Below are 23,458 nucleotides of genomic sequence, written 5' to 3'. Positions count from 1 at the left end.
TCCACGCGCCGGTGCGGTCAATACCCCGCACCCGCACCGTGACTCCAAGGGCTCCGCAAGGAGCCCTTTTTGTTTCCCCCTACACTTTGCACATGCACCGCAGCCCCATACAACACTGCAGACAATGTGGTTCCCCCGTCGCCTACCGCATCCCCGATGACGGCGACACCAAACCCCGCGCCGTTTGCACCGTTTGCAACACCATCCACTACGAAAACCCGCTCAACGTGGTGGGCACCGTCCCGGTGTGGGGCGCCTCGGGTGAATACGTGTTGCTCTGCAAACGCAACATCGAGCCCCGCTTTGGCAAATGGACCTTGCCCGCCGGCTTCATGGAGCTGAACGAAACCACCGCCCAGGGCGCGGCCCGTGAAACGGTGGAAGAAGCTGGTGCGCAGTTTGAGATGGGCGACATCTTCACCCTGATGAACGTGGCCCGCGTGGGCCAGGTGCACATGTACTACCGCGCCCGCCTGCTGAGCGACCAGTTCAACCCCGGCGTGGAAACCATCGAGGCCCGCCTGTTCACCGAAGCCGAGATTCCCTGGGACGAGATCGCGTTTCGCACCGTCAAGGAAACCCTGGAACACTACTTTGCCGACCGCCAGCGCGGGCAGTTCGGCTTTCACGCCATCGACATCGCCTGAGGGCGCCTGGGAGCCCAGCGCCTCCACGGCGCCAGGCTGCGACACGTCAGATGGCCTGAGCCAAGCGCCCCACACCCTCTTCAATCTTCTCCACCCCCACCGTCGCAAAGCTCAGGCGCAGGGTGGCGTGGTCGGGGTTGTTGGCATAGAACGGCGCGCCGGGCACAAAGGCCACGCCTTTTTCAATCGCGCGTTTGGCCAGCTCACCGCCGTCGGCCACCTGGCCGCCAGCGCCGGTAAGGCGGGCCCACACGAACAAACCGCCTTGCGGTTGCACGAATTCAATAGCATCGCCCAGCTCGCGCCGCAGGGCATTGCCCATGGTGCTGGCGCGCTCGGCGTACACGGCGCGCACCTTGGCCAGCGTGGCAGGCATGCGGCCGGCTTTCAGGTACTGCGCCGCGGTGGCCTGGGCAAAGGTGCTGGTGTGGGCGTCGCTGAATTGTTTGCACATGGTGGCTTTGCCCAGCAGCTCGGCGGGGCCGACCATCCAGCCCACGCGCAGGCCAGGGCTGAGCACCTTGCTCAAGCTGCCGCAGTGCACCAGCAGGTCGCGGCTGCCAGGCACGCTGGCGCTCAAGGCCAATAGGCTGGGCGGTGGGGCTTCGCCAAAGTAGAGGTCGCCGTAGGGGTCGTCTTCCACGATCAGTGTGTTGTGCTTCACCGCCATTTCCAGCACACGCTGGCGGCGCTCCAGGCTGAGCATGGCCCCGCTGGGGTTGCCAAAGGTGGGGATGAGGTAGACGAATTTGGGCTTGTGCTGTTCGATCAGCTGCTCCAGCTCGTCGGTCTTCACGCCATGGCCGTCCACCGGCGCGGTGATGAGCTCGGCGCCATACAGGCGAAAGCACTGGATGGTGGCCAAAAAGGTGGGCCCTTCGACGATGACCTTGTCGCCGGGGGAAATGAGGGTTTTGCCCAGCAAATCCAGCGCTTGCTGGCTGCCGGTGGTGACGATCAGGTCTTCGGGCTTCACGCTGGTGTTGCCCTTGCTGGTCATGAAGTCGGCCAGCTGCTCGCGCAGCGGGTTGTAGCCCTCGGTGGCGCCGTATTGCAGGGCGGCGCCGGCTTCTTCGGTCAGCGCGGCGTTCACGGCTTCGCGGATGCCGTCCACGTCAAACATGGCGCTGTCAGGAAAGCCCCCCGCAAAACTGATGATGCCGGGCTTGCCCAGCAGCTTGAAGAGTTCGCGGATGGCGGAGGTTTCAACGTTGTTGAGGCGGTCGGCAAAGGGCGTATTGAAGGGCATGGCGGTGTTTTGCAACGGGGTGAAAAGCGTTGGGCTTGATGTTAGCGCCCCTGGGTCGTGGGGCTCGTGCCGTTCGGTACGACAGACCACGCCAACCAAATGGCTGTGGTTTCCAGCCGTTTTCCGGCCTTGGCTGCGTGGCGAATGCGCATAAATTTACCTGATGAACACGAGTCAGTTTCGGAGAACCCCTTGATGACCACCGCCGCCGCTTTCTTCAAAGACCTGACCTTGCCCACGATGCCCGAGGTAGCCAGCGATCTGATCCGATCGCTGAACGAAGACGATGTGCCCCTGGCCGAATTGCGTGAGGCCATTGCCCGCGACCCCGCCCTGGCCGTGCAATTGCTGCGACTGGCCAACAGCGCCCACTACGGCAACCGAGAGAAAGTGAGCACGCTGGACGAAGCGATTGCCCGCGTGGGCGTGAACCAGGTGCGCGCGTTGGCGCTGGCTTCGTGCTTCAACGACGCCTTTCCGGTCGCGCACGGTATTGACCGGGAGGCCTTTTGGCGTGCCAGCCAAACCTATGGCGGTATGAGCCAGTGGCTGGCGAGCAGCATGGGGTCGGACAGCGAACAAGCCTGGCTCACGGGTTTTATGGTGCGCCTGGGCGAGCTGATCATGGGCATGAAATCGCCGTCGTGCGTGGCGGAGTTCGAGCGTCAGCCGCAGGCGCCGGGTGAGCGTTGGCAGCGTCAAAACGCGCTGCTGGGCTTGACCGAAGGACAGGTGAGCGCCGAGCTGGCGCGCTGCTGGAATTTTCCCGACAACATGGTCCGGGCGCTGGACGCTGCAGCCGACCCCATGGCTGCCCAGCCGTTTTCGCGCCTGGGCGCCGTGCTGCACGTGGCCGAGTTGCTGGCCGCAGCGCCCACCCCGAGCGCCGTGGACGGTCTCCCTGTCGATGTATTGACCGCTTTGAACCTGGACCCGATCTGGATCAGTGAGCGCTTGCCACAGGCCCAGCGCTATGTAGACGCCTCGCGCCTGCATTGAGCAGGAATCCGTTTCCTGCCAAGCAACCCGTTCAAGGGCGCTGGAGACAGCCCGGCCAGCGCAGTGGCTGCGGGGGGCCCCGGTGTTTCCCTCCGCAAAAGCGCCCAACCGAACGGACCTTTCCCCCCTTGTTGAGGATGGTCAACGCAGCCCCTCCTGTGGCGAAATACGCTTGCCCGGCGCAACACCGCCGTAAGCTTCCACGCACAGGAGGACGCCATGCCCAAACCCCCGCCGGCCAACGATCGCCACCAGGAAGTGGGCGACGCGTGGATCACCAGCGTGCAACTTCCTGCAGGTGAGCGGGCACAAAAGCGCTTTTTAAGGCAGTTGCAAACCGCACTCGGCAACACGCGCACGCTGGCCTGCCTGACCCCCGGCCCCAGCAGCCAGGTATTTGTGATTCCACAAGCCGCCGAGCAGCAGGCCCGCCAGGCCGGGGCGCTGGCGTCTGACGCAGCCTGGGACGAGCAACTGCGCCAATGGGGCGCTCGGTCCGTCACCCGCCTGAGCCGCAACTTGCTGTTTGCCATGACGCAGCGTGGCAGCGTGGGAGCAGCCACCCCGCAAGCCGCTGCCAAACTCTCAAAAACCGGCCAGGCGCCCCGGGCGCACACGCTGCACGCCGCTAGCGCGCTTGCGCCGCCGTTTCGCGGCCCGTTTGACTGGCATTTGGACGAGCGTGGCGCCAACGTGGTGAATGCCTGGGAGCTGTTTGCGAGCGACCCGCAGTTTCAGGGCGCCCTGCCCTGGGCTGACATACGCGTGGGCCACATCGACACCGGCTACACCGAACACAGCGCGCTGGCCTGGAGCGGCGGTCACAGCAGCACGGTGAAGGTCAGCGACGGCTACGACTTCTGGGACGGACCCCACCACCCCGACCCGCGCGACGAATGGCTGCCCGGTTTTCCCGGCCATGGCACCCGCACCAGCTGCACCATAGCGGGCTTTCTGGTGGACGGGGTGGAGCCGCCCTTTTATGGCGCAGCACCGGGCGCCGCCATCGTGCCTTACCGCGTGACCGACTCGGTGATCATCGACCACGTGAAGGACAAAGTGGGCGCGGCCATACGCCAAGCGGTAGACGGAGGCTGCGGCGTCATCAACATTTCGCTGGGCGCACTGTTTGGCAGCCAGCACCTGTCCAATGCACTGGACTACGCTTACGAACGCGGTGTCATCGTAGCCTGCGCGGCGGGCAATGTCTGGGGCGAGGTCATTTACCCCGGGCGCTACAACCGCTGCATCACCATGGGCGGCGTGGGGCCCGGCATGCGACCGTGGTCGGGCAGCGCGCGGGGCCAGTATGTGGACCTGTGCGCGCCGTCCGACGTGATACGCCGCGTCAGGGCGCAGCCGTTGCCGCCGGGCACTGCCGCCACCGGCATCGAGCCCAAAATGGACGGTGACGGCACCTCGTATGGCACGGCGCTGTGCTCGGGCGTGGCCGCGCTCTGGCTCGCGTACCATGGCGTGCCCAACCTGCACAGCCGCTATGCCGCAGGCGGCTGTTGGCAGATTCCGCGCGTCTTCAAACACCTGCTGCGCCAGACGGCGGTGGGACCTGCGACATGGGACACCACCGAATACGGCAGCGGCGTCATCAACGCGGCGGCCCTGCTGGCGGCCCCGCTGCCGCCCGACGGTGCGCTGCCCCCGGTGCAACCCGCCGCCGGCGTGTACGACCCCAACGACTGAAGACAGGGGGCGCACGGATAGACTTGGCGCCCATGAAACCCGCCCAGATCGAATCCTTCTTCGCCACGCTGAAAGCAGCCAACCCGACGCCCCAGACCGAGCTGGAGTACACCAGCGTGTTCGAGCTGCTGGCGGCGGTGTTGCTGTCGGCCCAGGCTACCGACGTGGGTGTGAACAAGGCCACCCGCAAGCTGTTCCCTGTGGCCAACACGCCGCAGAAGATTCTGGACCTGGGGCTGGAGGGCCTTGAGGGTTACATCAAGACGATTGGCCTGTACCGCAGCAAGGCCCGTCACCTGATGGAGACCTGCCGCATGCTGGTGGAGCAGCACGGCGGCGAGGTGCCGGGCACCCGCGAAGCGCTGGAAGCCCTGCCGGGCGTGGGCCGCAAAACCGCCAACGTGGTGCTGAACGTGGCCTTTGGCCAGCCCACCATGGCGGTGGACACGCACATTTTTCGCGTCAGCAACCGCACCGGCCTGGCGCCGGGCAAAACGCCGCTGGCGGTGGAGCTGCAGCTGTTGAAGCGCGTGCCCGCTGCCTACGCGGTGGATTCCCACCACTGGCTGATCTTGCTGGGCCGCTATGTGTGCCAGGCGCGCAAGCCGCTGTGCCACCAATGCGCGGTGGCGGCTTATTGCGACCACAAGCCCAAAACGCAGGGCTGATGATTCCAGGGTGGATTCAACCTGAACGAAACAACGCCAGCCCAGCACCGCAACGGCACAGCGCTGTTCAACCCATCCAGGCCTGCACCGCAGGCAGCGCCAGCACCGCTTGTGTGAGCGCGTGCAGCAGCAGCCCCACCAGCGCGCCCACCAGGGTGCCGTTGATGCGGATGAACTGCAGGTCGCGGCCAATGTTGTTTTCCAGCGTGCGGCTCATGTCGTGCGCGTCCCAGGCTTGCACGCGCTGGGCCACGAAGCCCACGATGGTTTCCCGGCTGCTGTCCAGCAGGCGCAGCAGCACCTGCTGCGCCTGGGTGTTGAGCCAGGTGCGCAGCGTGGCGTCGGCCAGCAGCTGTTGGCCGGCGGCTTGCACCACGCTGGCGATGCGCTCGCCCAGGGCGCTTTCGGGTTTCACCGCGTCGGCCCGCAGCGTGCCCATGAGCTCGTGCCACCAGGCTTCAATGGGCGCCTTCCACTGCGGCTGGGCGAGCCAGGCGTCGCGCCACAGGGCCACGCGGGCTTGCCAGTCGGGGTCGGTCTGCAGGCGGTTGATGGACTCGGTCATCCAGCCGTCAAAACGGTGGCGCAGCTCGTGGTCGGGGTCGGCGGCCACGTCGGCCAGGGTGCGGGTGAGCGCGGCCACCAGTTTGCGGGTGGCCAGGCGCGCGGCCATTTGGTCCAGCCCCACGTATTTCAGCTCTTTGAGTTCGCGGGCAATGGCGTCGGTGAGCTTTTCTTGCACCGCCTCTTGCCCGGCCCAGCCAGACAGCTGCTGCAACAGCCCGTTGAGCCACTGCTGGTGGTGGCCGTGCGCGGTGAGTGCGGCCAGCGCCTGCCCGCCCAGGGTGGCCAGATCCACCTCGCGCAGCAGGCGCTGCGCCAGCTGCGCCACCCACTGGCGCGCGGGGGTCTGGTCCAGCGCGCCCAGCAAGGCGGGCGTGGCCTGCTGCAGCCACTGGCCCACGCGCCTGGCCGCGTCGGGCCGGGCCAGCCACTGGCCCAGCGCACCCGCCATGTCCCAGCGTGCCAGCGTGGGCTGCACGTGTTCGGCGGCCAGAAAATGTTCGCCCAGAAAGCGCGCCAGCTGGGCGCCCAACCGGTCTTTGTTGGCCACGATGATGGCGGTGTGCGGTATGGGCAGGCCCAGCGGGTGGCGAAACAGCGCCACCACGGCAAACCAGTCGGCCAGCGCGCCGATCATGGCGGCTTCAGCGGCAGCGGCTACATATCCCCAGGCGCTGTGGCGCGGCTCCAGCACAGTAGCCACCCCATACACCACGCCCGCCAGCACGAGCAAGCCCAAGGCCAGCGCTTTCATGCGGGCCAGGCTGGTGGGGGCGCCAGGGCTTGCGGTGTTCATAGGCTCCAGTGTGCCTGCATCGCAGGCACTTGCTCACCATTCCATGCACAGGTGGCCACCGGGCGCTGGTGCGTCCCGGGGCCACTGGTCCACGCTGGCAATGGACACCGTGCCATGGGCCGCCATAAACTGCACCGCCCGGATCACACCCGCGTGCGTGACCCACACCGCCTCGCGGGCCTGTGACGCGCGCAAGTCGTGCAGGGCGCCGGCCACGCGGTCGATCACCTGCTGCGTGCTCTCGGCGCCACCAAAACGGTGGTGCGCGAAGTCGCCCATCCAGCGGTCAAAAGCGCTGCGGGGCACGGCGTCCCAGGGCTGCAGTTCCCAGTGGCCAAAGTCCATTTCATTCAGGCGCGTGTCGGTGGTGGGCGCGCCCAGGTCGGGCCGCAGCCGCCGCAGTGTGTGCGCCAGTGCCTGCGCTCGGCCCAGGGCCGACACCCACACCGGCAGGCTTGGCGGCAGCAGCTCCGCGGCGGCTTGCGCGGCTTCGCGGGTGAGCGCTTCGTGGGCCGGCACGTCGCTGGCGCCGTAGCAGAGGCCGGCGGCCAGGTCCACCTGGGCGTGGCGCAGCAGCCAGAGCTTCACAGCGCCAACGCCATGGCGAGGTAAAAGCACACCTCGCTCACCTGCTGCGTGGCGCCCAGGCCATCGCCGGTGAAACCCTGCAAACGACGGTGCAGCAGGCGCCACATCCAGCCCATGCCCATGAGCGCCCCCACCACCGCCAGCGCCCACGGGGCGCCCGGCAGCAGCCACCCCGCCAGCGCCATGGCCAGCGCCCACCACAGCAGACCCGCCAGCAACCCGGCCACGGCAATGCTCTCGGCCAGCGGTTTGGACTTGGACTTCGGCGTGTCCCCCACATGGGCCAGCGTGCGGATGACAAACAGCGGCATGAGCCGCGAGGTAACGTGGGCGGCAAACAGCGCCACCGCCGCCAGCCAGGCACCACCGGCCTGCGCCAGCAACACCAGCAGCGCCACCTTGGCAGCCACGGCGAGCACCAGCGCCAGCGCGCCGTAGGTGCCCACGCGCGAATCTTTCATGATGTCGAGCGCACGCTCGCGGTTCATGGACCCGCCCAGGCCGTCCACCAGGTCGGCCAGGCCGTCTTCATGGAACGCACCGGTCAGCAGCACACTGAACACGGTGCAGGCCACCGCCGCCACCCAGGCGGCAGCGGGCTGCGCAGGCAGCGCCTGCCAAGCGCCATAAAACACCGCCGCGCTCAGCCCGCCCACCACCCAGCCCACGCCAGGAAAGTGCGCCGCACTGGCCCGCAGCATGGCCGGGCTGAAGCCCACCCAGCCGGCCAGCCGCCCGGTAACGGGTATGCGGGTGAAGAACTGGATGGCCAGCAGAAAATGGCGAAGCGTGAGAAGCACTCCCCCGCGCCGCTGCGCGGCCTCGCCCCGGAGGGGGGACGCCGCCAGTGGCTCGGCAGAGCCGGTTCCACGGCTGCCCTGGTCGGGGTTCTCGCTCGCCACCCGATCGTCCTCAGCGGGGAATGGCGTCTGTTTCATGCGCTTCGTCCTGACGCGACACGCCGGCCGACTCAAAACTCGCCATCTCGCGCAGGATCGCGCAGGCGCTCGCCAGCAGCGGCCAGGCCAGCGCGGCGCCCGAGCCTTCACCCAGGCGCAAACCCAGCTCCAGCAGCGGCTCGGCACGCAGCTGCGCCAGCATGAGCGCATGGCCGCGCTCGCCCGAGCGGTGCGCAAACACGCAGCGCTGCAACACCGCCGGCTGCAAGGCGCTGGCCACCAGCACGGCGGCACTGGCAATAAAGCCGTCCACCACAATCACGCGGCGCTCCTGTGCCGCTTGCAGCACCGCGCCCACCATGGTGGCGATCTCAAAACCGCCGAATGCCGCCAAGGCTTCCAGCGGGCTGCACGCCTCGGGGTGGCGGGCCAACACATCGCGCAAGATGCCAATCTTGCGTTGCACCGCCTCGGCGTCGAGCCCGGTGCCGGCACCGGTGCAGTCCGCCACCGCCAACCCGGCCAGGCGAGCCAGCAGCAACGATGCCGCCGAGGTGTTGCCAATGCCCATTTCACCCAGCAGCAGCGCGTTGCCCGGCAGCGTTTTCACCAGCGCGGCGCCGTTGGCCAGCGCGGTGTCGCACTGGGCAGCGGTCATGGCCGGGCCTTCGAGTGCATCGGCGGTGCCGGGGGCGACCTTGTGAATCACGAGGCCCGGTCGCGGCGCAAAGTCGTGGCGCACACCGCAGTCCACCACCGTGAGGCCTATGCCGTGCTGGCGTGCCATCACGCTCACCGCCGCCCCGCCAGACAAAAAGTTTTCCACCATCTGCCAGGTGACGTCGCTCGGGTAGGCCGACACGCCGCGCGCGGCCAGGCCGTGGTCGCCGGCAAACACCACCATCTGTGGACTTTTCAGCTCGGGAGACTCGGTGCCCAGGATCAGACCGATGCGCTGCGCCAGCGTCTCCAGGCGGCCGAGCGAGCCCAGCGGCTTGGTCTTGTTGTCCAGCAGGTGCTGCAGGCGGGCGGCCAGGGCCGGCTGGGCGATGTCGTCAAGGGTCGGTACGGTGTAGGTCATGGCGGGGTTCTTTCTTCAGTTTGTCTGGATCAGGGCTTGCAGCACCCCGGGCTCGGTGTGCTGCTCAATAAAGTCGGCCAGGCCGTCAAACACGCTGTCCAGCGTGGGCGCCGAGGCGCCAAACAAGGCCTGCAACACCTGCGGGTCTTCAAACAGGCCGTGCACATACACGCCGAGCACATTCCCTGCCCCGTTCTGCCAGGCCAGGCCGTTGGGCAAGACCGGCCGGGCCACGTCACCCGCCGCGGCCATGGCCGGGTGCTGCGCGGTCTGGCCGTGGTGAATTTCATAGCCCTGGGCTGACACGCCCGAGAGCGCCGCCCAGTAGCCCACCAGCTCGGTGAAGCGGGTGTGTGTGTGGCGCACGGTTTTTTCAGCGTCAAAAGCGGTCACCAGCGGCAGCAAACCCAGACCCGGGGCGTTGCCCAGGTTCATCGGTTCAATGCCGTGGGTGTCGATCAGCGCCTCGCCCAGCATTTGCAGGCCGCCGCAGATGCCCATCACCGCCCCGCCCCGCGCGGCATGCTCGGCCACAGCGCGGTCCAGCCCTTGCGCGCGCAACCACGCCAGGTCGGCGGCGGTGGCCTTGGAGCCCGGCAGCACAACCCAGTCGGCCCCGGCGCAGTCGGCGGGAGTGCGCGCCCACACCAGGCGCACACCCGGCACGTTCTTGAGCGGCTGAAACTCGTCGAGGTTGCTGATGCGCGGGTAGGCAATGACCGCGATGGTCTTGGTCACCGCACCCGCTGCCCGGGTCTTGTCATCAAAAACACCGTCTTCTTCGGGCAGGCCGTGCTGCCACCACATCGGCAGGGTGGCCACCACCGGCACACCGGTGAGGTCTTGCAGCATCTGCGGGCCGGGCGCCAGCAGCGCGGCATCACCGCGAAATTTGTTAAGCACAAAACCGTGAATCAGCGCGCGCTCGTCGGCGGGCAGCAGCGCCCAGGTGCCGTACAGGTGGGCAAACGCGCCACCCCGGTCGATGTCGGTCACCAGCAGGCACCGGGCCTGGGCGTGGCGGGCCACGCGCATGTTCACGATGTCGCTGGCGTGCAGGTTGATCTCGGCCGGCGAACCGGCACCCTCAATCACCACCACGTCGTTTTCAGCCCGCAGCGCGTCCAGCGCGGCGGTGATGTGCGGCCAGACTTTTTCACTGCGCCCGCGCCACGGCATGTCGCTCAGTTCGCGGCTGACTTCGCCCATCAACACCACCTGGCTGCGCGTGTCGGCCTCGGGTTTGAGCAGCAGCGGGTTCATGCGCACGTCGGGTTCTGCGTTGGCCGCAAGCGCCTGAAAGTACTGGGCCGAGCCGATCTCGCCCTGCCCGCCTGATACGCCGGCCACGACCCGCGCGTTGTTGCTCATGTTTTGCGCCTTGAACGGCGCCACGTTCAAGCCCTGTCGCGCGTAGTGGCGGCACAGCGCGGTGGTCAGCCAGCTCTTGCCGGCACCGCTGGTGGTGCCGAGCACCATCACACACACGGCCGTCATAGGGTGGTCTCCTGTTGGTTGCGAAAGGCTGCCACCAGGGCATTTTGGGCGGCGGGCGGCTGCACGCTCAGGCGCCAGTGGCCCGGCAAGCCCATGCTGGTGGTGTCGCGCAGCTTGATGCCTTGCGCGCGCAAGCCGGCCACGTTCACCGGCCCGGGCGCCTGCGCGCACAGGTAGTTCGCGTCGCTGGACAAGCACTGCCAGCCCAGGCTGCGCAACAGCGCCAGCTGCTGCGTTTTCCATTCGCGCAATTGCTCACGGCTGTGCGCCAGCCAGGCCTGCGTGTCGGGCTGCACCCAAGCGGTGAGCATGGCCACGGCGTGGGCGCCCAGCAGCCACGAGGGCGCCAGGCTTTCCAGTGTCGCTTGCAGCGCACCGGCGCCGAGCGGCGCAATGGCGTAAGCGCCGCGCACGCCGGTGAGCGCCAGCGCTTTGTTGGGCGACCAGAGTTGCCAAACGGTGTCCAGGGCAGCGGCGTCCAGACTGCAGCGACCAGCCAGGCGCAAAGGCTCATAAGCGCGGTCCAGCACCACCACGCCGCCCTGCTCCGCCACGGCCTGCGCCAGGGGTTCGGCCATGCCCTGCGGGCTCGACGGCTCACACAGCCACAGCAAGTTGGCGGCAGCCGGATCGGCCACGCGCTGCAAGCCCCAGGCCGCTGCGGCCCGCGCGTAGTCGCCATAGGCCTGCGCGGGTTGCCACACGCTGTGCCCGCCGGCACGCACCACCGCTGCGGTAATGCGCGCAATGAACTCGCTGGCACTGCCGGCCACCACGATGCGCTCGGCCGACACGCCATGAAACGCCGCCAGCGCTGCGCGCAACGCCGCGTAAGCGGGATCGGGGTAATGCTGCGCATCGGCCTGCGCCAGCGCGGCCAGCGCCACGGGGCATGGCCCACACACGTTGGCGTTGGTGGAAAAGTCCCACCGGGGAACGCCTTGGGCGTCCGGCCCACCGTGCTCTTGGCGCGTGGGCATGTTCATGCCGCGTGGATCCAAAGCCCCGCCACCAGAACCCCAGCGGCCAGCGCCGCCAGCGCGCCCACCACGCGGCCCGCCAGTTGCAGCGCCCGCGCGGTGTCTGCCGCCTGCGGGCTGCGCCCTGCGGGGTGCAGCGTGTACACGCCGGGCTTGGCCAGGTGCACGTCCAGCGCCAGCGCCATGGCGGCCATCGGCCAGCCGCTGTTGGGCGAGGGTGTGAGACGCGCCTGAGCGCGCACTTCGCGCCAGCGCCCCACCGCGCCCAGCCCGGCGAGCAACACCGCCGTGATGCGCGCCGGCAGCCACGACAACACGTCGTCTGCCCGCGCCGCCCACTTGCCAGCCCAGGTCCAGTCACGGCCCTGGCGCTCGCCCCGGTAGCCCCACATGGCGTCGGCCGTGTTGGCGAAGCGGTAGAGCGCCGCGCCTGGCAGGCCGGCCACAGCGAACCAGAACAGCGGCGCGACCACCGAGTCGTTGAGGTTCTCGGCGAGGGTCTCGATGGCGCTTTCGCGCACCTGGGCCGCGTCCAGGGTGGTCACGTCGCGGCTCACCAGCCAGGCCAGCCGGGCGCGCCCTTCAGCCAGTGACGACGCCAGCGCAGCCTCCACCGCCCGCACCTCGTCGCGCAACATGCGCCAGGCTAGCAGCGGCTTGAGCAGCACGCCCAGCGCCAGCGCCTGCAGCCACCCTGGCCCGGCGCCCAGCGCGCGGGCGAGCGCCCAGGCGCTCAGCGCCACCAGCGCGGCACCCAGCAGCCAGGCCAGCGCGCCGCGCGCGAACACGCGCCACCGGTCGGCTTGCGGCGTGGGCACCGGGGTGGCGATGCGCTGGCCGGCCCAGCCCAGGTAACGCCCCATCCCCACCACCGGGTGCCAGCGCGCCGCCGGCTCGCCCCACAGGCGGTCCACCCCCAGCGCCACCAGCACCGCGAAGGCGCCGATGGCTACCGGTGACAGCGCCTGCGGGTCGGTCATGGCGTGGCGCCTTGCAGCGCGGCGGCGTCGGCGTCAGCCAGGGCCAGACGCCCGGCCGCGGCCGCGTGCAGTGCCGCCAGCAGCTGGTCCACGTCGTCGGCCTGGTGCGCGGCCGACAGGGCGATGCGCAAACGGGCCGTGCCCTCGGGCACGGTGGGCGGGCGGATGGCGGGCACCCACAGGCCCTGCGCACGCAGGCGCGCCATCACGTCCAGCGCGGCGGCGTTGTCGCCAATCACCAGCGGCTGGATCGCGGTGTCCGAGGGCGTGAGCGCCCAGCCGGCGGCGTCGATGGCCGCGTGGGCGCCCGGCGCCAGGCCCCGGCGCAGCTGCGCGATCAGCGCGGCCAGGTGCTGGCGGCGGCGCTCGCCCTCGGCACCGAGCACGCAGCGCAGGCCGGCGCGCACGGCCTCGGCCAGCAGGGCCGGCGCGGCGGTGGCGTAGGTGTAGCTGCGCGTCTTTTGCAGCAGCCACTCCACCAGCCGCTCGGGCCCGGCCACGAAGGCGCCGGCCACGCCCAGCGCCTTGCCCAGCGTGGCCATGTAGAGCACGCGCGGCGAAGCGCCCGCGCCGGTGAGGCCGGCGGCGGCCAGCGCGCCCCGCCCCTGCGGGCCCAGCACGCCAAAGCCGTGTGCGTCGTCGAGCAGCAGCAAGGCATCGTGCCGCTCGCACAGCGCGTGCAGGCCGGTGATGTCGGCCACGTCGCCGTCCATGCTGAACACCGCGTCGCTGATCACCAGCTTGCGGCGCGCCGGGCTGGCCGCCAGCAAGGCGTCGAGCCGGGCCAGGTCGCCGTGGGGGAAGCGGTGCACCGTGGCCTTGGACAGGCGCGCGCCGTCGATCAGGCAGGCGTGGTTCAGCGCGTCGGAAAACAGCGCGTCGCCCTCACCCACCAGGGCCGGCACGGTGCTGGCGTTGGTGGCGTAGCCGGCATAGAAATACAGCGCGCGCGGCAGGCCCACGGCCTCGGCCAGCTCGCGTTCCAGCGCGGCGTTGGCCACGCTGTGGCCGCTGACCATGGGCGAGGCACCGGAGCCCACGCCGTAGCGGTCCACTGCGGCGTGCACCGCCTGGCGCAGCAGCGGGTCTTGCGCCAGGCCCAGGTAATCGTTGCTGCAGAAGGCCAGCAGCGACACGCCGTCCACGTTGAGCCGGGCACCCGGCTCGGGCTTGACCGCGCGGCGCACGCGGCGCAGCGACTGTGCATCCAGCGCGGCGAGGCGTTCGTCAAATTCGTTCAGCCAGCTCATGGCCATCCTTTCATTGCCATGTTGCAGGCAGGTCCAGCACGATCTGGCGTGCCTCCGGGGTGTGCGGCTGCCAGGGCACCACGCCGAGCAACGGCGCGCCCAGGCGCTGGCACAGCGTGGCGATGTTTTCGTCGCGGCAGACCATGGCAGGGTCCACGGTGTTGGCCACCCAGCCGGCCAGCTGCAGGCCGTCGGCGCGGATGGCTTCGGCGGTGAGCAGCGCGTGGTTCAGGCAACCCAGGCGCAGGCCCACCACCAGCACCACCGGCAGGGCCAGCGCCACCGCCAGGTCGGCCAGGGTCTCGTTTTCGTTCAGCGGCACGCGCCAGCCGCCCGAGCCTTCGACCAGCACCACGTCGGCCAGGCCACGCAGCTCCCGGTGCGCCGCCACCAGCTCGGCCACGCCCACGCGCCGGCCCGCGCGCGCGGCCGCCAGGTGGGGCGACAGCGGCTCGGGCAGCGCCACCGGGTTGTCCAGCGCGGGCGGCACGGCCACGGTGGACGCGGCGCGCAAGGCCCGCGCGTCTTCCGCCACCCACTCGCCACCTTGCAACACCAGGCCGGCCGCCACCGGCTTCATGCCGACCACGCGGGCATGGTGGCGCGCCAGCGTGTGCAGCAGCGCGGCGCTCACCAGGGTCTTGCCCACGCCGGTGTCGGTGCCGGTGACGAAGCAGCCGTTAAACGCCATCGGGCACCCCGCTCACCGGCACCGGGCCGGTCTCTTCGGCCAGCGTGGCGTCGAGCGCGGTCAGCGCGCCACGGGCCAGCAGCTCGCCCTCGGCCTCGTCGATCACATAGGGCGGCATGGCGTAGAGCGTGTGGCCGATGGGCCGCAGCAGCAGCCCCTGCGCCAGCGCGTGGCGGGCGTAGCGGCGGCCGAAGTCGGGCAGGCTGCTGAGCACGTCCCACGCGAAGACCATGCCCTTGCGCCGCGCGTGGCGCACGCGCGGGTGGTGGGAGATCGGCGCGAACTGCGCGGCCAGCCGCTCGCTGGTGCCCAGGTTCTGCCGCAGCGCGTCGGTCTGGTCAAACAGGTCCAGCGTGGCCAGCGCGGCGCGGCAGGCCAGCGGGTTGCCGGTGTAGCTGTGCGAATGCAGGAAGCCGCGCGCCACCTCGTCGTCGTAGAAGGCGGCGTACACCGCGTCGGTGGTGAGCACCACCGACAGCGGCAGCGTGCCACCGGTCAGGCCCTTGGAGAGGCAGAGAAAGTCGGGCCGGATGCCCGCCTGCTCGTGCGCGAACAAGGTGCCGGTGCGGCCGAAGCCGACCGCGATTTCGTCGAGCACCAGGTGCACCTGGTGCTGGTCGCAGAGTTCTCTCGCGCGCCGCAGGTACACGGGGTCGTGCATGGCCATGCCAGCGGCGCACTGGATCAGCGGCTCGATGATCACGGCGGCGGTCTCGTGCGCGTGTTCGGCCAGCCAGTCGCCCAGGGCGGCGGCGGCCCGCTCGGCCACGTCGGCCGGGGTTTCGCCGGGCGCCGCGCCGCGGGCGTCGGGGCTGGGCACGGTGGCGGCCAGCCGCACCAGCGGCGCATAGGCTTCGCGGAACAGCGCGATGTCGGTCACGGCCAGCGCGCCCACGGTCTCGCCGTGGTAACCCCCGGCCACGCCGACGAACCGGCACTTGTCGGCCCGGCCCGCGTTGCGCCAGTGGTGGGCGCTCATCTTCAGCGCGATCTCGGTGGCGCTGGCGCCGTCGCTGCCGTAGAAGGCGTGGCCAAGGCCGGTCAGCGCGGCCAGCCGCTCGGAGAGCTCCACCACCGGCCCATGGGTGAAGCCGGCCAGCATCACGTGGTCCAGCGTGTGCAGCTGGTCGATGAGCGCGGCGCGGATCGCGGGGTGGTTGTGGCCGAACAGGTTGACCCACCAGGAGCTGATCGCGTCGAGGTAGCGCCGGCCTTCGTGGTCGTGCAGCCACACGCCTTCGGCCCGCGCCACGGGAATCAGCGGCAACGCCACACCCTCGGGCGCGTGCAGCTTCATCTGCGTGCACGGGTGCCAGACGGCGGCCAGGCTGCGCTGGCGCCAGGCGGCGTTGGCCGACACGGGCTGCGTCACAGCTCGGCGCCCAGGGGCCGGATGACCGGGTCGCCGGCCTGCGGACCGGCGGGCTCGCTGCGGGTCTCGACGATGCGGTTGGCGGCGTCGGGGAACACCAGCTTCGGCACGGCCTCGTCGAGCTGGTCTTCGTGCACCATGCCGAAGGCCGCGATGATCACCAGGTCGCCCACGCTGGCGCGCCGGGCGGCCGAGCCGTTGAGCGAAATGATGCCGCTGCCGCGCGGCGACCTGATGGCGTAGGTGATGAAACGTTCGCCGTTGTTGACGTTCCAGATGTGGACCTGTTCGTTGGGGCGGATGTTGCTCGCCTCCAGCAGGTCTTCGTCGATGCCGCAGGAGCCTTCGTAGTGCAGCTCGCAGTGGGTGACGGTGGCGCGGTGGATTTTGGATTTCAGCAGGGTGCGGAACATGGGGGATCTCCTCAAGCGCCGAAGGTGTGGCGCGTTTTCAGGCCCACGCGCTGGAGCAGCGCGCGATCGGCCTCCACGTCGGGGTTGCCGGTCACCAGCAGCTTGTCGCCATAAAAGATGGAATTGGCCCCGGCCAGGAAGCACAGCACCTGGGTCGATTCGTCCATCTGCCGGCGCCCGGCCGACAGACGCACCTTGGCATTGGGCATGGTGATGCGGGCCACAGCGACCGTGCGCACAAACTCCAGCGGGTCGAGGTCGGGCTCGTCGGCCAGCGGCGTGCCCGGCACCTTGACCAGGTGGTTGATCGGCACCGATTCGGGGTACGGCGCCAGGTTGGCCAGCTGCGCGATCAGACCGGCGCGCCCAGCGCGCGATTCGCCCATGCCCACGATGCCACCGCTGCACACATGGATGCCGGCCCCGCGCACGTGGCCCAGGGTGTCCAGCCGGTCCTGGTAGTCGCGGGTGGTGATGACGTTGCCGTACAGCTCGGGTGCGGTGTCGAGGTTGTGGTTGTAGTAGTCCAGCCCGGCGCCCTTGAGGCGTTGCGCCTGGTCGCCCGTGAGCATGCCCAGGGTGCAGCAGGCTTCGAGGCCTTGGTCCTTGATCACACGCACCAGTTCTTCGACCTTCTCCAGGTCGCGGTCGGTGGGCGCGCGCCAGGCCGCGCCCATGCAGAAGCGCGAGGCACCGGCCGCCTTGGCGCCCAGCACGGCTTCGCGCACGGCGTCGGGTGTCATCATCTTGGTGGCCGGCACGCCGGTCTCATAGTGCACCGACTGCGGACAATAGCCGCAGTCCTCCGGGCAGCCACCGGTCTTGATCGACAGCAGTGTGGCCAGCTCCATCTCGGTGGGGTCGTGGTGCTCGCGGTGCACGGTCTGGGCGCGGTGCATCAGCTCGGGCAACGGCAGGTCCAGCAGGGCCTGCACCTCGGCGACGGGCCAGCGCTGTGGCGTCTTCGACACGCTCTTGACGGGGCGGTGCAGTGTCACGGGGGTTTCAACGATCACGGTCATCGGGGTTCTCCAGGTGGGTCAGTCTTCAATACCGCGCTGAGCCGGGATACCCGCCTTGAAGGCGTGCTTCACCAGTGTCATTTCGGTCACGGTGTCGGCCAGCTCGATGATTTCAGGCGGGCAGCGCCGGCCCGTGATGACCACATGGGTGTGCTTCGGGCGGTCGCGCAGGGTTTGCAACACGCCCTCCAGCGGCAGCCAGCCGTAGATCAGCGGGTAGGTCAGTTCGTCGAGCGTGACCATGAAATAGTCGCCGCTCAAAATGGCGGCGCGGGCTTTTTCCCAGCCGTCGCGCGCGAGCTGGGCCGAGTGTTCCAGGTCCTGGCTTTTCCAGCTGAAACCGTCGCCCAGTCCTTCGATCGGAATACCGATCTGCTCAAACATGCGGTGCTCGCCAAAGCGCGCGGAAGGCACCTTCATGAACTGAAAAATCTTCACCAGCTTGCCGTGCACGTGCGTGCGGCCAAAGGCGCGCAAGGCCAGACCAAAGGCGGCCGTGCTCTTGCCCTTGCCGTCGCCGGTGTGCACGATCAACAGCCCGCGTCGCTCGCCCTCGGGTTTTTCATAGCGCTTCTCGGTGGGTGCCGATTCAATTTCCATGGCTCGATGTCCTGTCAAAAAAAGGGGATTTATTGGGGTAGCGCCACCCAGCGCGGGCCCAGCGCATGAATGGCGATGCGGTGCTCGAACACCGCTTCCAGTGCCCGGTGCGCAGCGGCTTGCTGGGCCGAACCGGCGTGAACAATGCGGCCCTGCTGCATCACCACCACCTCGTCGGCCATGAGCGCCAGCGTGATTTCGTGCAGCACGCTGACCACGGTTTTCCCCTGCGCCACCAGGCTGCGCACCAGCGCAATCCAGTCGGCCTGGTGCGGCGGGTCCAGGTTGGCCAGCGGTTCGTCCATCAGCAACACATCGGCTTCCACCGCCAGCAGCCGCGCCAGCAACACGCGCTGGCGCTCGCCGCCCGATAGCGCGCCCAGCGGGCGGCACTGCCAGTCCCAGGCCTGGGTCTGGCGCAGCGCGCGCTCCACCGCCGCGTGGTCGGCCGGGCTGGGCGGGGCCAGCCAGGCCTGGTGCGGCAGGCGCCCGAGCAAGGCCACGTCGTACACCGTGAGGTCGTCGGCGCTGGCTTCACCCGCGCCGCTTTGCGCCAGCCAGGCCAGCGCCCGGGCGCGCTCACGCGGCGCCATGCGCGCCATGGGCTGCCCGTGCAGCAGCACGTCGCCCTGGCAAGGCAGCACCCCCGCCAGCGCACGCAGCAGGGTGGACTTGCCCGCACCGTTGGGGCCAACAATGCTGGTCCAGCGGCCAGCGCCCAGCGCCAGGTTCACGCCTTGCAACACCTGGCGCTGGTTGTGGCCCAGGCCCAGCGTGGCGTGCAGGTCCAGCGTTTGCAAGGCTATGGCAGAGTGGGCCTTGTTCAACATGCTATCACCCCACCCGCTTGCGCATGAGCCACAGCAGGTAGCCACCGCCCAGCACCGCCGTGAGCACGCCCACAGGCAGCTCTTGGGGCGCCAGCAGGCCACGGGCCAGGGTGTCAGCCAGCATCAGCAACACGCCGCCCATGAGGCTGGCCAGGAGCACCAGCCAGGCGTGGGTGGTTTTCACCACCGCGCGCACCAGGTGCGGCGCGGCCAGGCCCACAAAGGCGATCAGCCCGGTTTGCGCCACGGCGGTGCCGGTGGCCAGGGCCAGCACACCCACCAGGGCCGCGCGCAGCGGCCCCAGCGGCAGGCCCAGGCTGAGCGCGGTGGACTCGCCCAGCGCCAGCCCGTCGAGCACGCGCGACAAGCCCCAGGCCAGCAACAGGCACACGAAACCAATGCCGGCCATCAACGCGCAAGACGCCCAGCCCACAAACCCGGTAGAGCCCAGCATGAAAGCCTGCATGGCCTGCAAAATATCTGGCGTGGTGAGCGTGACCAGCGAGGTGAGCGCACCCAGCACCACCCCCACCACCACACCAGCCAGCAGCAGGCGCAGCGTGTGCTGCACCCCACGCGCCAGCGCCAGCGTGAGCAGCACCGCCAGCACCGCACCCACAAAGGCCGCGCCGGTGAGCCCCAGGCGCACCACCCATTGCGTGGCAAACGGCGAAACGCCCAGCCCCGCCAGCGCCAGCGCCACACCCAGCGAGGCACCCGAGGCACTGCCCAGCAAAAACGGATCGGCCAGCGGGTTGCGAAACAGGCCCTGCGCCACCGCGCCCGCCAGCCCCAGCAAGGCGCCGGCGGCAAACGCGCCCACGGTGCGCGGCGCACGGATCTCCCACACAATCTGCGCCGCCACCGGGTCGGCCAGCATGTTCCACACCGCCTCCAGCCCGGTGCTGCCCACGCCCAGCCCCAGCACCGCCAGCACGCCGCCACCCAGCACCAAACCCACCGCCAGCCACAGCGGGCGCGCAGACGTTGTCCGCTCGGCCGTCACAGCGGTTTGCAGCGTGGCGGTGTTCACGGCGCTTTCTCCTGCAGGCAACGCGCCATCAGGCGGGCGGCCTCGGCCATGCGCGGGCCGGGCCGCACCAACACGTCAGACTCGTTGTTGGGGAACACACACAGCCGCTCTTCGCGCACGGCGCGGATGCTGCGCCAGCCGGGGCGCTGCGTCATGCCCTCAAAGTTGCGGTCGCCCACCATGATCACGTCCGGGTTGGCGCGCACCACAAACTCCGGGTTGAGCTTGGGAAACGGCCCCAGGCTGGCGGGCACGATGTTTTGCACGCCCAGCCGGGTCAGCGTTTCACCAATGAAAGACGACGTGCCCGCACCATACGGCGCCCGGTTCACTTCGAAGTACACGCGGGTGTTTTTCACGCGCGCCGGCAGCGACTGCGCCGCCGCCGACACCGCCGCGTCAATGTTCCGCCAGATGCGCTGGGTGGCCTGCGCGTCCACGCCCACCACCTGCGCCACCTTGCCCAGCACGCGCTGCACATCGGCGTGGCTCTTGGGCTCGAGCGCCACCACCTTCAGCCCCAGCGACTCCAGCCGCTCCACCACCCGCGACGATTGCGCCAGCAGCACCACGTCGGGCCGCAGGGCCACGATGGCCTCCACGTTCGGGTCAATGCCACCCCCAACGCGCGGCAGCGCGGCAATGGTCGCTGGCCAGTTCGAGTAACGGTCCACCCCCACCAGGCGGTGGCACTGGCCAAGCTCACACACCGTCTCGGTCAGCGAGGGCAACAGCGAAACAATGCGCTGCGGTGGCGCGTCCCAGCGCACGGTCACACCCCGGTCGTCGGTCACCTGCAGCCCGGCCGCGTGCACGCTGCCCAGCAGCAGCGCCCAGCCCGCCAGAAACACCCACAGCAAACCCAAGCGCTTGCTGATTTTCATGCCGCACCTTTCAACACCAGCGGCAGGCCCGCCGCCATCAGCGTGACGCGATCACACGCGGCCGCCACCGCCTGGTTCAGCTGGCCCAGCGCGTCCACAAAGGCGCGCACCTCGCGCCCCATCGGGATCACGCCCAGCCCAATTTCGTTGCCCACCAGCACCACCGGCCCACGCGCCTCTTCCAGCGCACCGCACAGCGCATGGCAGGCCGCCTGCAAGCCGTCTGCGCTGGCCGCCTGGCTCGCGTCGGCCGGCATGAGCTGGTTGGTGAGCCACAGCGTGAGGCAGTCCACCACCACCAGCGTGTGGGGCGCACTGTGCTGGCGCAGGGCCGCACCCAGCGCCAGCGGCTCTTCCACCGTGGCCATGCCCGGCACGCGCTGCGCCCGGTCCAGCTGGTGGCGGGCAATGCGCTCGCGCATCTCATCGTCCCAGGGCTGGGCGGTTGCAATCAACACCGCGCGGTGGTCGGGCGCGGCGTTCAGCCAGGCGCTGGCCAGCAGCTCGGCGCGGCGCGACTTACCACTTTTCTGGCCACCCAATATGAATTCGCTGCGTTCCATGTTCATCGTGCCATCCAGTTCGTCACGATGCGGTGCATCTGCGCCACACCGTCGGTGAGCGCCGCCGGGCCGGGCTGCAAAATGTCGGCCGACTTGATCTCAAACAGCTGCCCGGTCTTCACCGCCGCCACGTCCTGCCAGCCCGCGCGGGCCGCCACCTTTTCAGGCCGAAACTTCTTGCCGCACCACGAGCCGATGATGATGTCCGGATTGCGGCGCACGATCTCGGCGCCGTCGGCAATGATGCGGTTTTTGCCCAATGACTCAACAGCCAGCTCGGGAAACACATCGTCGCCACCGGCCAGGCCCAGCAGCTCAGACACCCAGCGAATGCCGCTGATGTGCGGCTCGTCCCACTCTTCAAAAAACACGCGTGGGCGGCGCTTGCCCGCCGCTTCCAAGGCCGCCACCGCTTGGGTAATCTCGGCCAGCCGCTGGTGCGTGGCGTCCATCCAGGCCAGCGCCGACTCGGTGCAGCCCACCATGGCTGCCACCTGGTACAGCATGGAAAAAATCTCGTTCACGCTGCGCTGGTTGAACACCGTCACCTGCACGCCAGCGCGTATGAGCGACGCCGCAATGTCGGCCTGCAAGTCGGAAAAACCGAACACACAGTCGGGCTGCAGCGCCAAAATTTTGTCCACCTTGGCGGTGAGAAATGCGCTCACCTTGGGCTTTTCGTCTCGCGCCCGACGCGGGCGCACGGTGTAGCCACTGATGCCCACAATGCGGTGCTCTTGCCCCAGCAGGTAAAGCCATTCGGTGGTTTCTTCGGTCAGGCAGACAATGCGTTGTGGGCCGAGGTTCACGACAAAGCCTCCGGTAAAAACAAGGCCGCAGCGGCGGCCGGGCTGGACGCCAGCCAGACATGGAAGTAGCTGGCGCGCAGAGAGCCACGCTGGTACAGCGCCTCGCCCGGGCCCACCGCGCCACCACGTGCTGACGCCGTGTGCAGCACCGGCACCAGGGCCGTTTCGCAGCGCGAATAATGGAACGTGTGGCCGCGCAGTTCGCCCGAGGCCAAGCACAGCTTTTGCGGACCCAAGGCAGCCAGCCGAGGCTGCATGCGCACCACACCGGGCAGCAAGCCCCATACCGAATGGCTCTGGCCCTGCTGGTCCACGATGGCGTCAAACAGCACCATCATGCCGCCACACTCGGCCCACACCGGGCGCCCCGCGGCCACATGGGCCGCCAGGCTGTCGCGGCTCGTGTGCGCCGCCGACAAGGTATCGGCGTGCAGCTCGGGGTAACCCCCGGGCAACCACACCGCGTCGCATTCGGGCACAGGTTCGTTGGCCAGCGGAGAAAAAAATACCACCTGCGCGCCCAGCGCACGCAACGTGTCCAGGTTGGCAGCGTAGATGAAGCAGAACGCCGCATCGCGCGCCACGGCCACCGTTTTGCCGGCCAGCAGCGGCGCCACAGGCGGCACCTCTGGCGGTGGTTCAAATTCGACCGCCCAGCGCGCCAGCGCCGTCCGGTCCATCTGGCCCAGCGGCGTACCCAGCAAAGCGTCTGCTGCGGCATCCAGCCGGGCAAGCGCATCGGGCAGCTCGCTGGCCACTGTCAGGCCCAGGTGACGCTCAGGCAGCGTGAAAGCAGCGTCACGCATCACGGCGCCCAGCCAGGTGGACGGCGCACCCGCATCACCGGCGGGCAGCGCGGCCTGCAGCATTTGCGCATGCCGCTCGCTGGCCACGCGGTTGGCCAGCACCCCGGCCCAGGGCAAGCCCGGGCGGTAGTGCTGCAAGCCAAACGCCAGCGCGCCAAACGTGCCCGCCATGGCCGACGCATCGATCACCGCCAACACGGGCAACCCAAACTGCCGCGCCAGATCCGCCGCACTGGGCTCGCCATCGAATAGCCCCATGACCCCTTCGACGATGATCAGGTCGGCCTCCTGCGCAGCGGCGTACAGGCGTGCCCGCACATCCGCCTCGCCGGTCATCCACAGATCCATGTTGTGCACCGGCTGGCCCGTGGCCAGCTCCAGCCACATCGGGTCCAGAAAGTCGGGTCCGCATTTGAACGCCCGCACCCGCAAGCCGGCGCGCGCATGCAGACGCGCCAGCGCAGCGGTAACCGTGGTCTTGCCCTGGCCGGAGGCCGGGGCGGCGATGAGGATGGCGGGCGTCTGCATACTTGAGA

24 protein-coding genes are annotated in these 23,458 nt (G+C 69.2%); 4 read left to right on the top strand and 20 right to left on the bottom strand.

Going from position 1 to position 23,458, the window contains the following annotated elements; translation table 11 throughout:
* Positions 1–92 precede the first annotated feature (92 nt).
* Positions 93–647, top strand: a complete 555-nt coding sequence (locus AC0GNR_RS00210; RefSeq protein ID WP_472899005.1) for an NUDIX hydrolase — start codon at positions 93–95, stop codon at positions 645–647.
* A 46-nt stretch (positions 648–693) separates the two neighbouring features.
* On the opposite strand, the gene AC0GNR_RS00205 is transcribed toward AC0GNR_RS00210, so the two are convergent.
* Positions 694–1,896, bottom strand: a complete 1,203-nt coding sequence (locus AC0GNR_RS00205) for an aminotransferase-like domain-containing protein (protein WP_472899004.1) — start codon at positions 1,894–1,896, stop codon at positions 694–696.
* 195 nt (positions 1,897–2,091) lie between these two features.
* Between AC0GNR_RS00205 and AC0GNR_RS00200 the strand changes: the two genes are divergently transcribed.
* From AC0GNR_RS00200 to nth, 3 genes are all read left to right on the top strand, one after another.
* Positions 2,092–2,895 carry an HDOD domain-containing protein gene (locus AC0GNR_RS00200; protein ID WP_472899003.1) on the top strand — a complete coding sequence of 268 codons (804 nt, stop codon included), beginning with the start codon at positions 2,092–2,094 and terminating at the stop codon, positions 2,893–2,895.
* A 219-nt stretch (positions 2,896–3,114) separates the two neighbouring features.
* Complete coding sequence (locus AC0GNR_RS00195) at positions 3,115–4,596, top strand: S8 family peptidase (RefSeq protein ID WP_472899002.1); 1,482 nt, start codon at positions 3,115–3,117, stop codon at positions 4,594–4,596.
* 32 nt (positions 4,597–4,628) lie between these two features.
* On the top strand, positions 4,629–5,264 hold the full coding sequence (nth, locus tag AC0GNR_RS00190; protein WP_472899001.1) for an endonuclease III: 636 nt from the start codon (positions 4,629–4,631) through the stop codon (positions 5,262–5,264).
* A gap of 67 nt (positions 5,265–5,331) precedes the next feature.
* Here nth and AC0GNR_RS00185 read toward each other — a convergent pair whose 3' ends face one another.
* Genes AC0GNR_RS00185 through AC0GNR_RS00095 form a run of 19 tightly spaced genes read right to left on the bottom strand, consistent with a single transcriptional unit; the run spans position 5,332 to position 23,450 of the window.
* Positions 5,332–6,624, bottom strand: coding sequence for a DUF445 domain-containing protein (locus AC0GNR_RS00185; RefSeq protein ID WP_472899000.1), 1,293 nt, complete (start codon positions 6,622–6,624; stop codon positions 5,332–5,334).
* A gap of 33 nt (positions 6,625–6,657) precedes the next feature.
* Positions 6,658–7,242 (bottom strand): histidine phosphatase family protein, encoded by a 585-nt coding sequence (locus AC0GNR_RS00180; RefSeq protein WP_472898999.1) that lies wholly within the window; start codon positions 7,240–7,242, stop codon positions 6,658–6,660.
* A complete protein-coding gene (locus AC0GNR_RS00175) occupies positions 7,209–8,150 on the bottom strand; it encodes an adenosylcobinamide-GDP ribazoletransferase (RefSeq protein ID WP_472898998.1) in 942 nt (313 codons plus the stop codon). The genes AC0GNR_RS00180 and AC0GNR_RS00175 overlap by 34 nt, the downstream gene beginning before the upstream one ends.
* A complete protein-coding gene (gene cobT, locus AC0GNR_RS00170; protein WP_472898997.1) occupies positions 8,125–9,192 on the bottom strand; it encodes a nicotinate-nucleotide--dimethylbenzimidazole phosphoribosyltransferase in 1,068 nt (355 codons plus the stop codon). Before cobT ends, AC0GNR_RS00175 begins: the two co-directional genes overlap by 26 nt.
* A gap of 15 nt (positions 9,193–9,207) precedes the next feature.
* A complete protein-coding gene (locus AC0GNR_RS00165; protein ID WP_472898996.1) occupies positions 9,208–10,689 on the bottom strand; it encodes a cobyric acid synthase in 1,482 nt (493 codons plus the stop codon).
* Positions 10,686–11,675, bottom strand: coding sequence for an aminotransferase class I/II-fold pyridoxal phosphate-dependent enzyme (locus AC0GNR_RS00160; RefSeq protein WP_472898995.1), 990 nt, complete (start codon positions 11,673–11,675; stop codon positions 10,686–10,688). Before AC0GNR_RS00160 ends, AC0GNR_RS00165 begins: the two co-directional genes overlap by 4 nt.
* Positions 11,672–12,649, bottom strand: a complete 978-nt coding sequence (gene cbiB / locus AC0GNR_RS00155; protein ID WP_472898994.1) for an adenosylcobinamide-phosphate synthase CbiB — start codon at positions 12,647–12,649, stop codon at positions 11,672–11,674. The genes AC0GNR_RS00160 and cbiB overlap by 4 nt, the downstream gene beginning before the upstream one ends.
* Positions 12,646–13,905, bottom strand: a complete 1,260-nt coding sequence (locus AC0GNR_RS00150; protein WP_305659807.1) for an aminotransferase class I/II-fold pyridoxal phosphate-dependent enzyme — start codon at positions 13,903–13,905, stop codon at positions 12,646–12,648. Before AC0GNR_RS00150 ends, cbiB begins: the two co-directional genes overlap by 4 nt.
* A 4-nt stretch (positions 13,906–13,909) precedes the next feature.
* Complete coding sequence (bioD, locus tag AC0GNR_RS00145) at positions 13,910–14,590, bottom strand: dethiobiotin synthase (protein ID WP_305334225.1); 681 nt, start codon at positions 14,588–14,590, stop codon at positions 13,910–13,912.
* Positions 14,580–15,962, bottom strand: a complete 1,383-nt coding sequence (gene bioA, locus AC0GNR_RS00140) for an adenosylmethionine--8-amino-7-oxononanoate transaminase (RefSeq protein WP_305334224.1) — start codon at positions 15,960–15,962, stop codon at positions 14,580–14,582. Before bioA ends, bioD begins: the two co-directional genes overlap by 11 nt.
* Positions 15,959–16,375, bottom strand: a complete 417-nt coding sequence (gene panD, locus AC0GNR_RS00135; protein ID WP_304839308.1) for an aspartate 1-decarboxylase — start codon at positions 16,373–16,375, stop codon at positions 15,959–15,961. Before panD ends, bioA begins: the two co-directional genes overlap by 4 nt.
* An 11-nt stretch (positions 16,376–16,386) precedes the next feature.
* Positions 16,387–17,388, bottom strand: a complete 1,002-nt coding sequence (gene bioB / locus AC0GNR_RS00130; RefSeq protein WP_472899293.1) for a biotin synthase BioB — start codon at positions 17,386–17,388, stop codon at positions 16,387–16,389.
* A 27-nt stretch (positions 17,389–17,415) separates the two neighbouring features.
* Entirely contained in the window at positions 17,416–17,997 is a 582-nt protein-coding gene (gene cobO, locus AC0GNR_RS00125) for a cob(I)yrinic acid a,c-diamide adenosyltransferase (protein ID WP_305334222.1), read from the bottom strand.
* A 29-nt stretch (positions 17,998–18,026) separates the two neighbouring features.
* Positions 18,027–18,827, bottom strand: a complete 801-nt coding sequence (locus tag AC0GNR_RS00120) for an ABC transporter ATP-binding protein (protein WP_370870946.1) — start codon at positions 18,825–18,827, stop codon at positions 18,027–18,029.
* A gap of 4 nt (positions 18,828–18,831) precedes the next feature.
* Complete coding sequence (locus AC0GNR_RS00115; protein ID WP_370870945.1) at positions 18,832–19,860, bottom strand: FecCD family ABC transporter permease; 1,029 nt, start codon at positions 19,858–19,860, stop codon at positions 18,832–18,834.
* Positions 19,857–20,744: an ABC transporter substrate-binding protein gene (locus tag AC0GNR_RS00110; protein ID WP_472898993.1), complete on the bottom strand. Its 888-nt coding sequence runs from the start codon at positions 20,742–20,744 to the stop codon at positions 19,857–19,859. The genes AC0GNR_RS00115 and AC0GNR_RS00110 overlap by 4 nt, the downstream gene beginning before the upstream one ends.
* Positions 20,741–21,313 carry a bifunctional adenosylcobinamide kinase/adenosylcobinamide-phosphate guanylyltransferase gene (locus AC0GNR_RS00105; protein WP_472898992.1) on the bottom strand — a complete coding sequence of 191 codons (573 nt, stop codon included), beginning with the start codon at positions 21,311–21,313 and terminating at the stop codon, positions 20,741–20,743. Before AC0GNR_RS00105 ends, AC0GNR_RS00110 begins: the two co-directional genes overlap by 4 nt.
* The gene (locus AC0GNR_RS00100) at positions 21,310–22,116 is read right to left on the bottom strand and encodes an ABC transporter substrate-binding protein (protein WP_472898991.1); all 807 of its coding nucleotides are present in this window, start codon (positions 22,114–22,116) and stop codon (positions 21,310–21,312) included. The genes AC0GNR_RS00105 and AC0GNR_RS00100 overlap by 4 nt, the downstream gene beginning before the upstream one ends.
* Positions 22,113–23,450, bottom strand: coding sequence for a cobyrinate a,c-diamide synthase (locus AC0GNR_RS00095; protein ID WP_472898990.1), 1,338 nt, complete (start codon positions 23,448–23,450; stop codon positions 22,113–22,115). Before AC0GNR_RS00095 ends, AC0GNR_RS00100 begins: the two co-directional genes overlap by 4 nt.
* Between the last annotated feature and the right edge of the window lie 8 nt (positions 23,451–23,458).

Source organism: Hydrogenophaga sp. LT287 (assembly GCF_055702805.1).
This window is presented reverse-complemented; position numbering and strand designations above follow the sequence as displayed.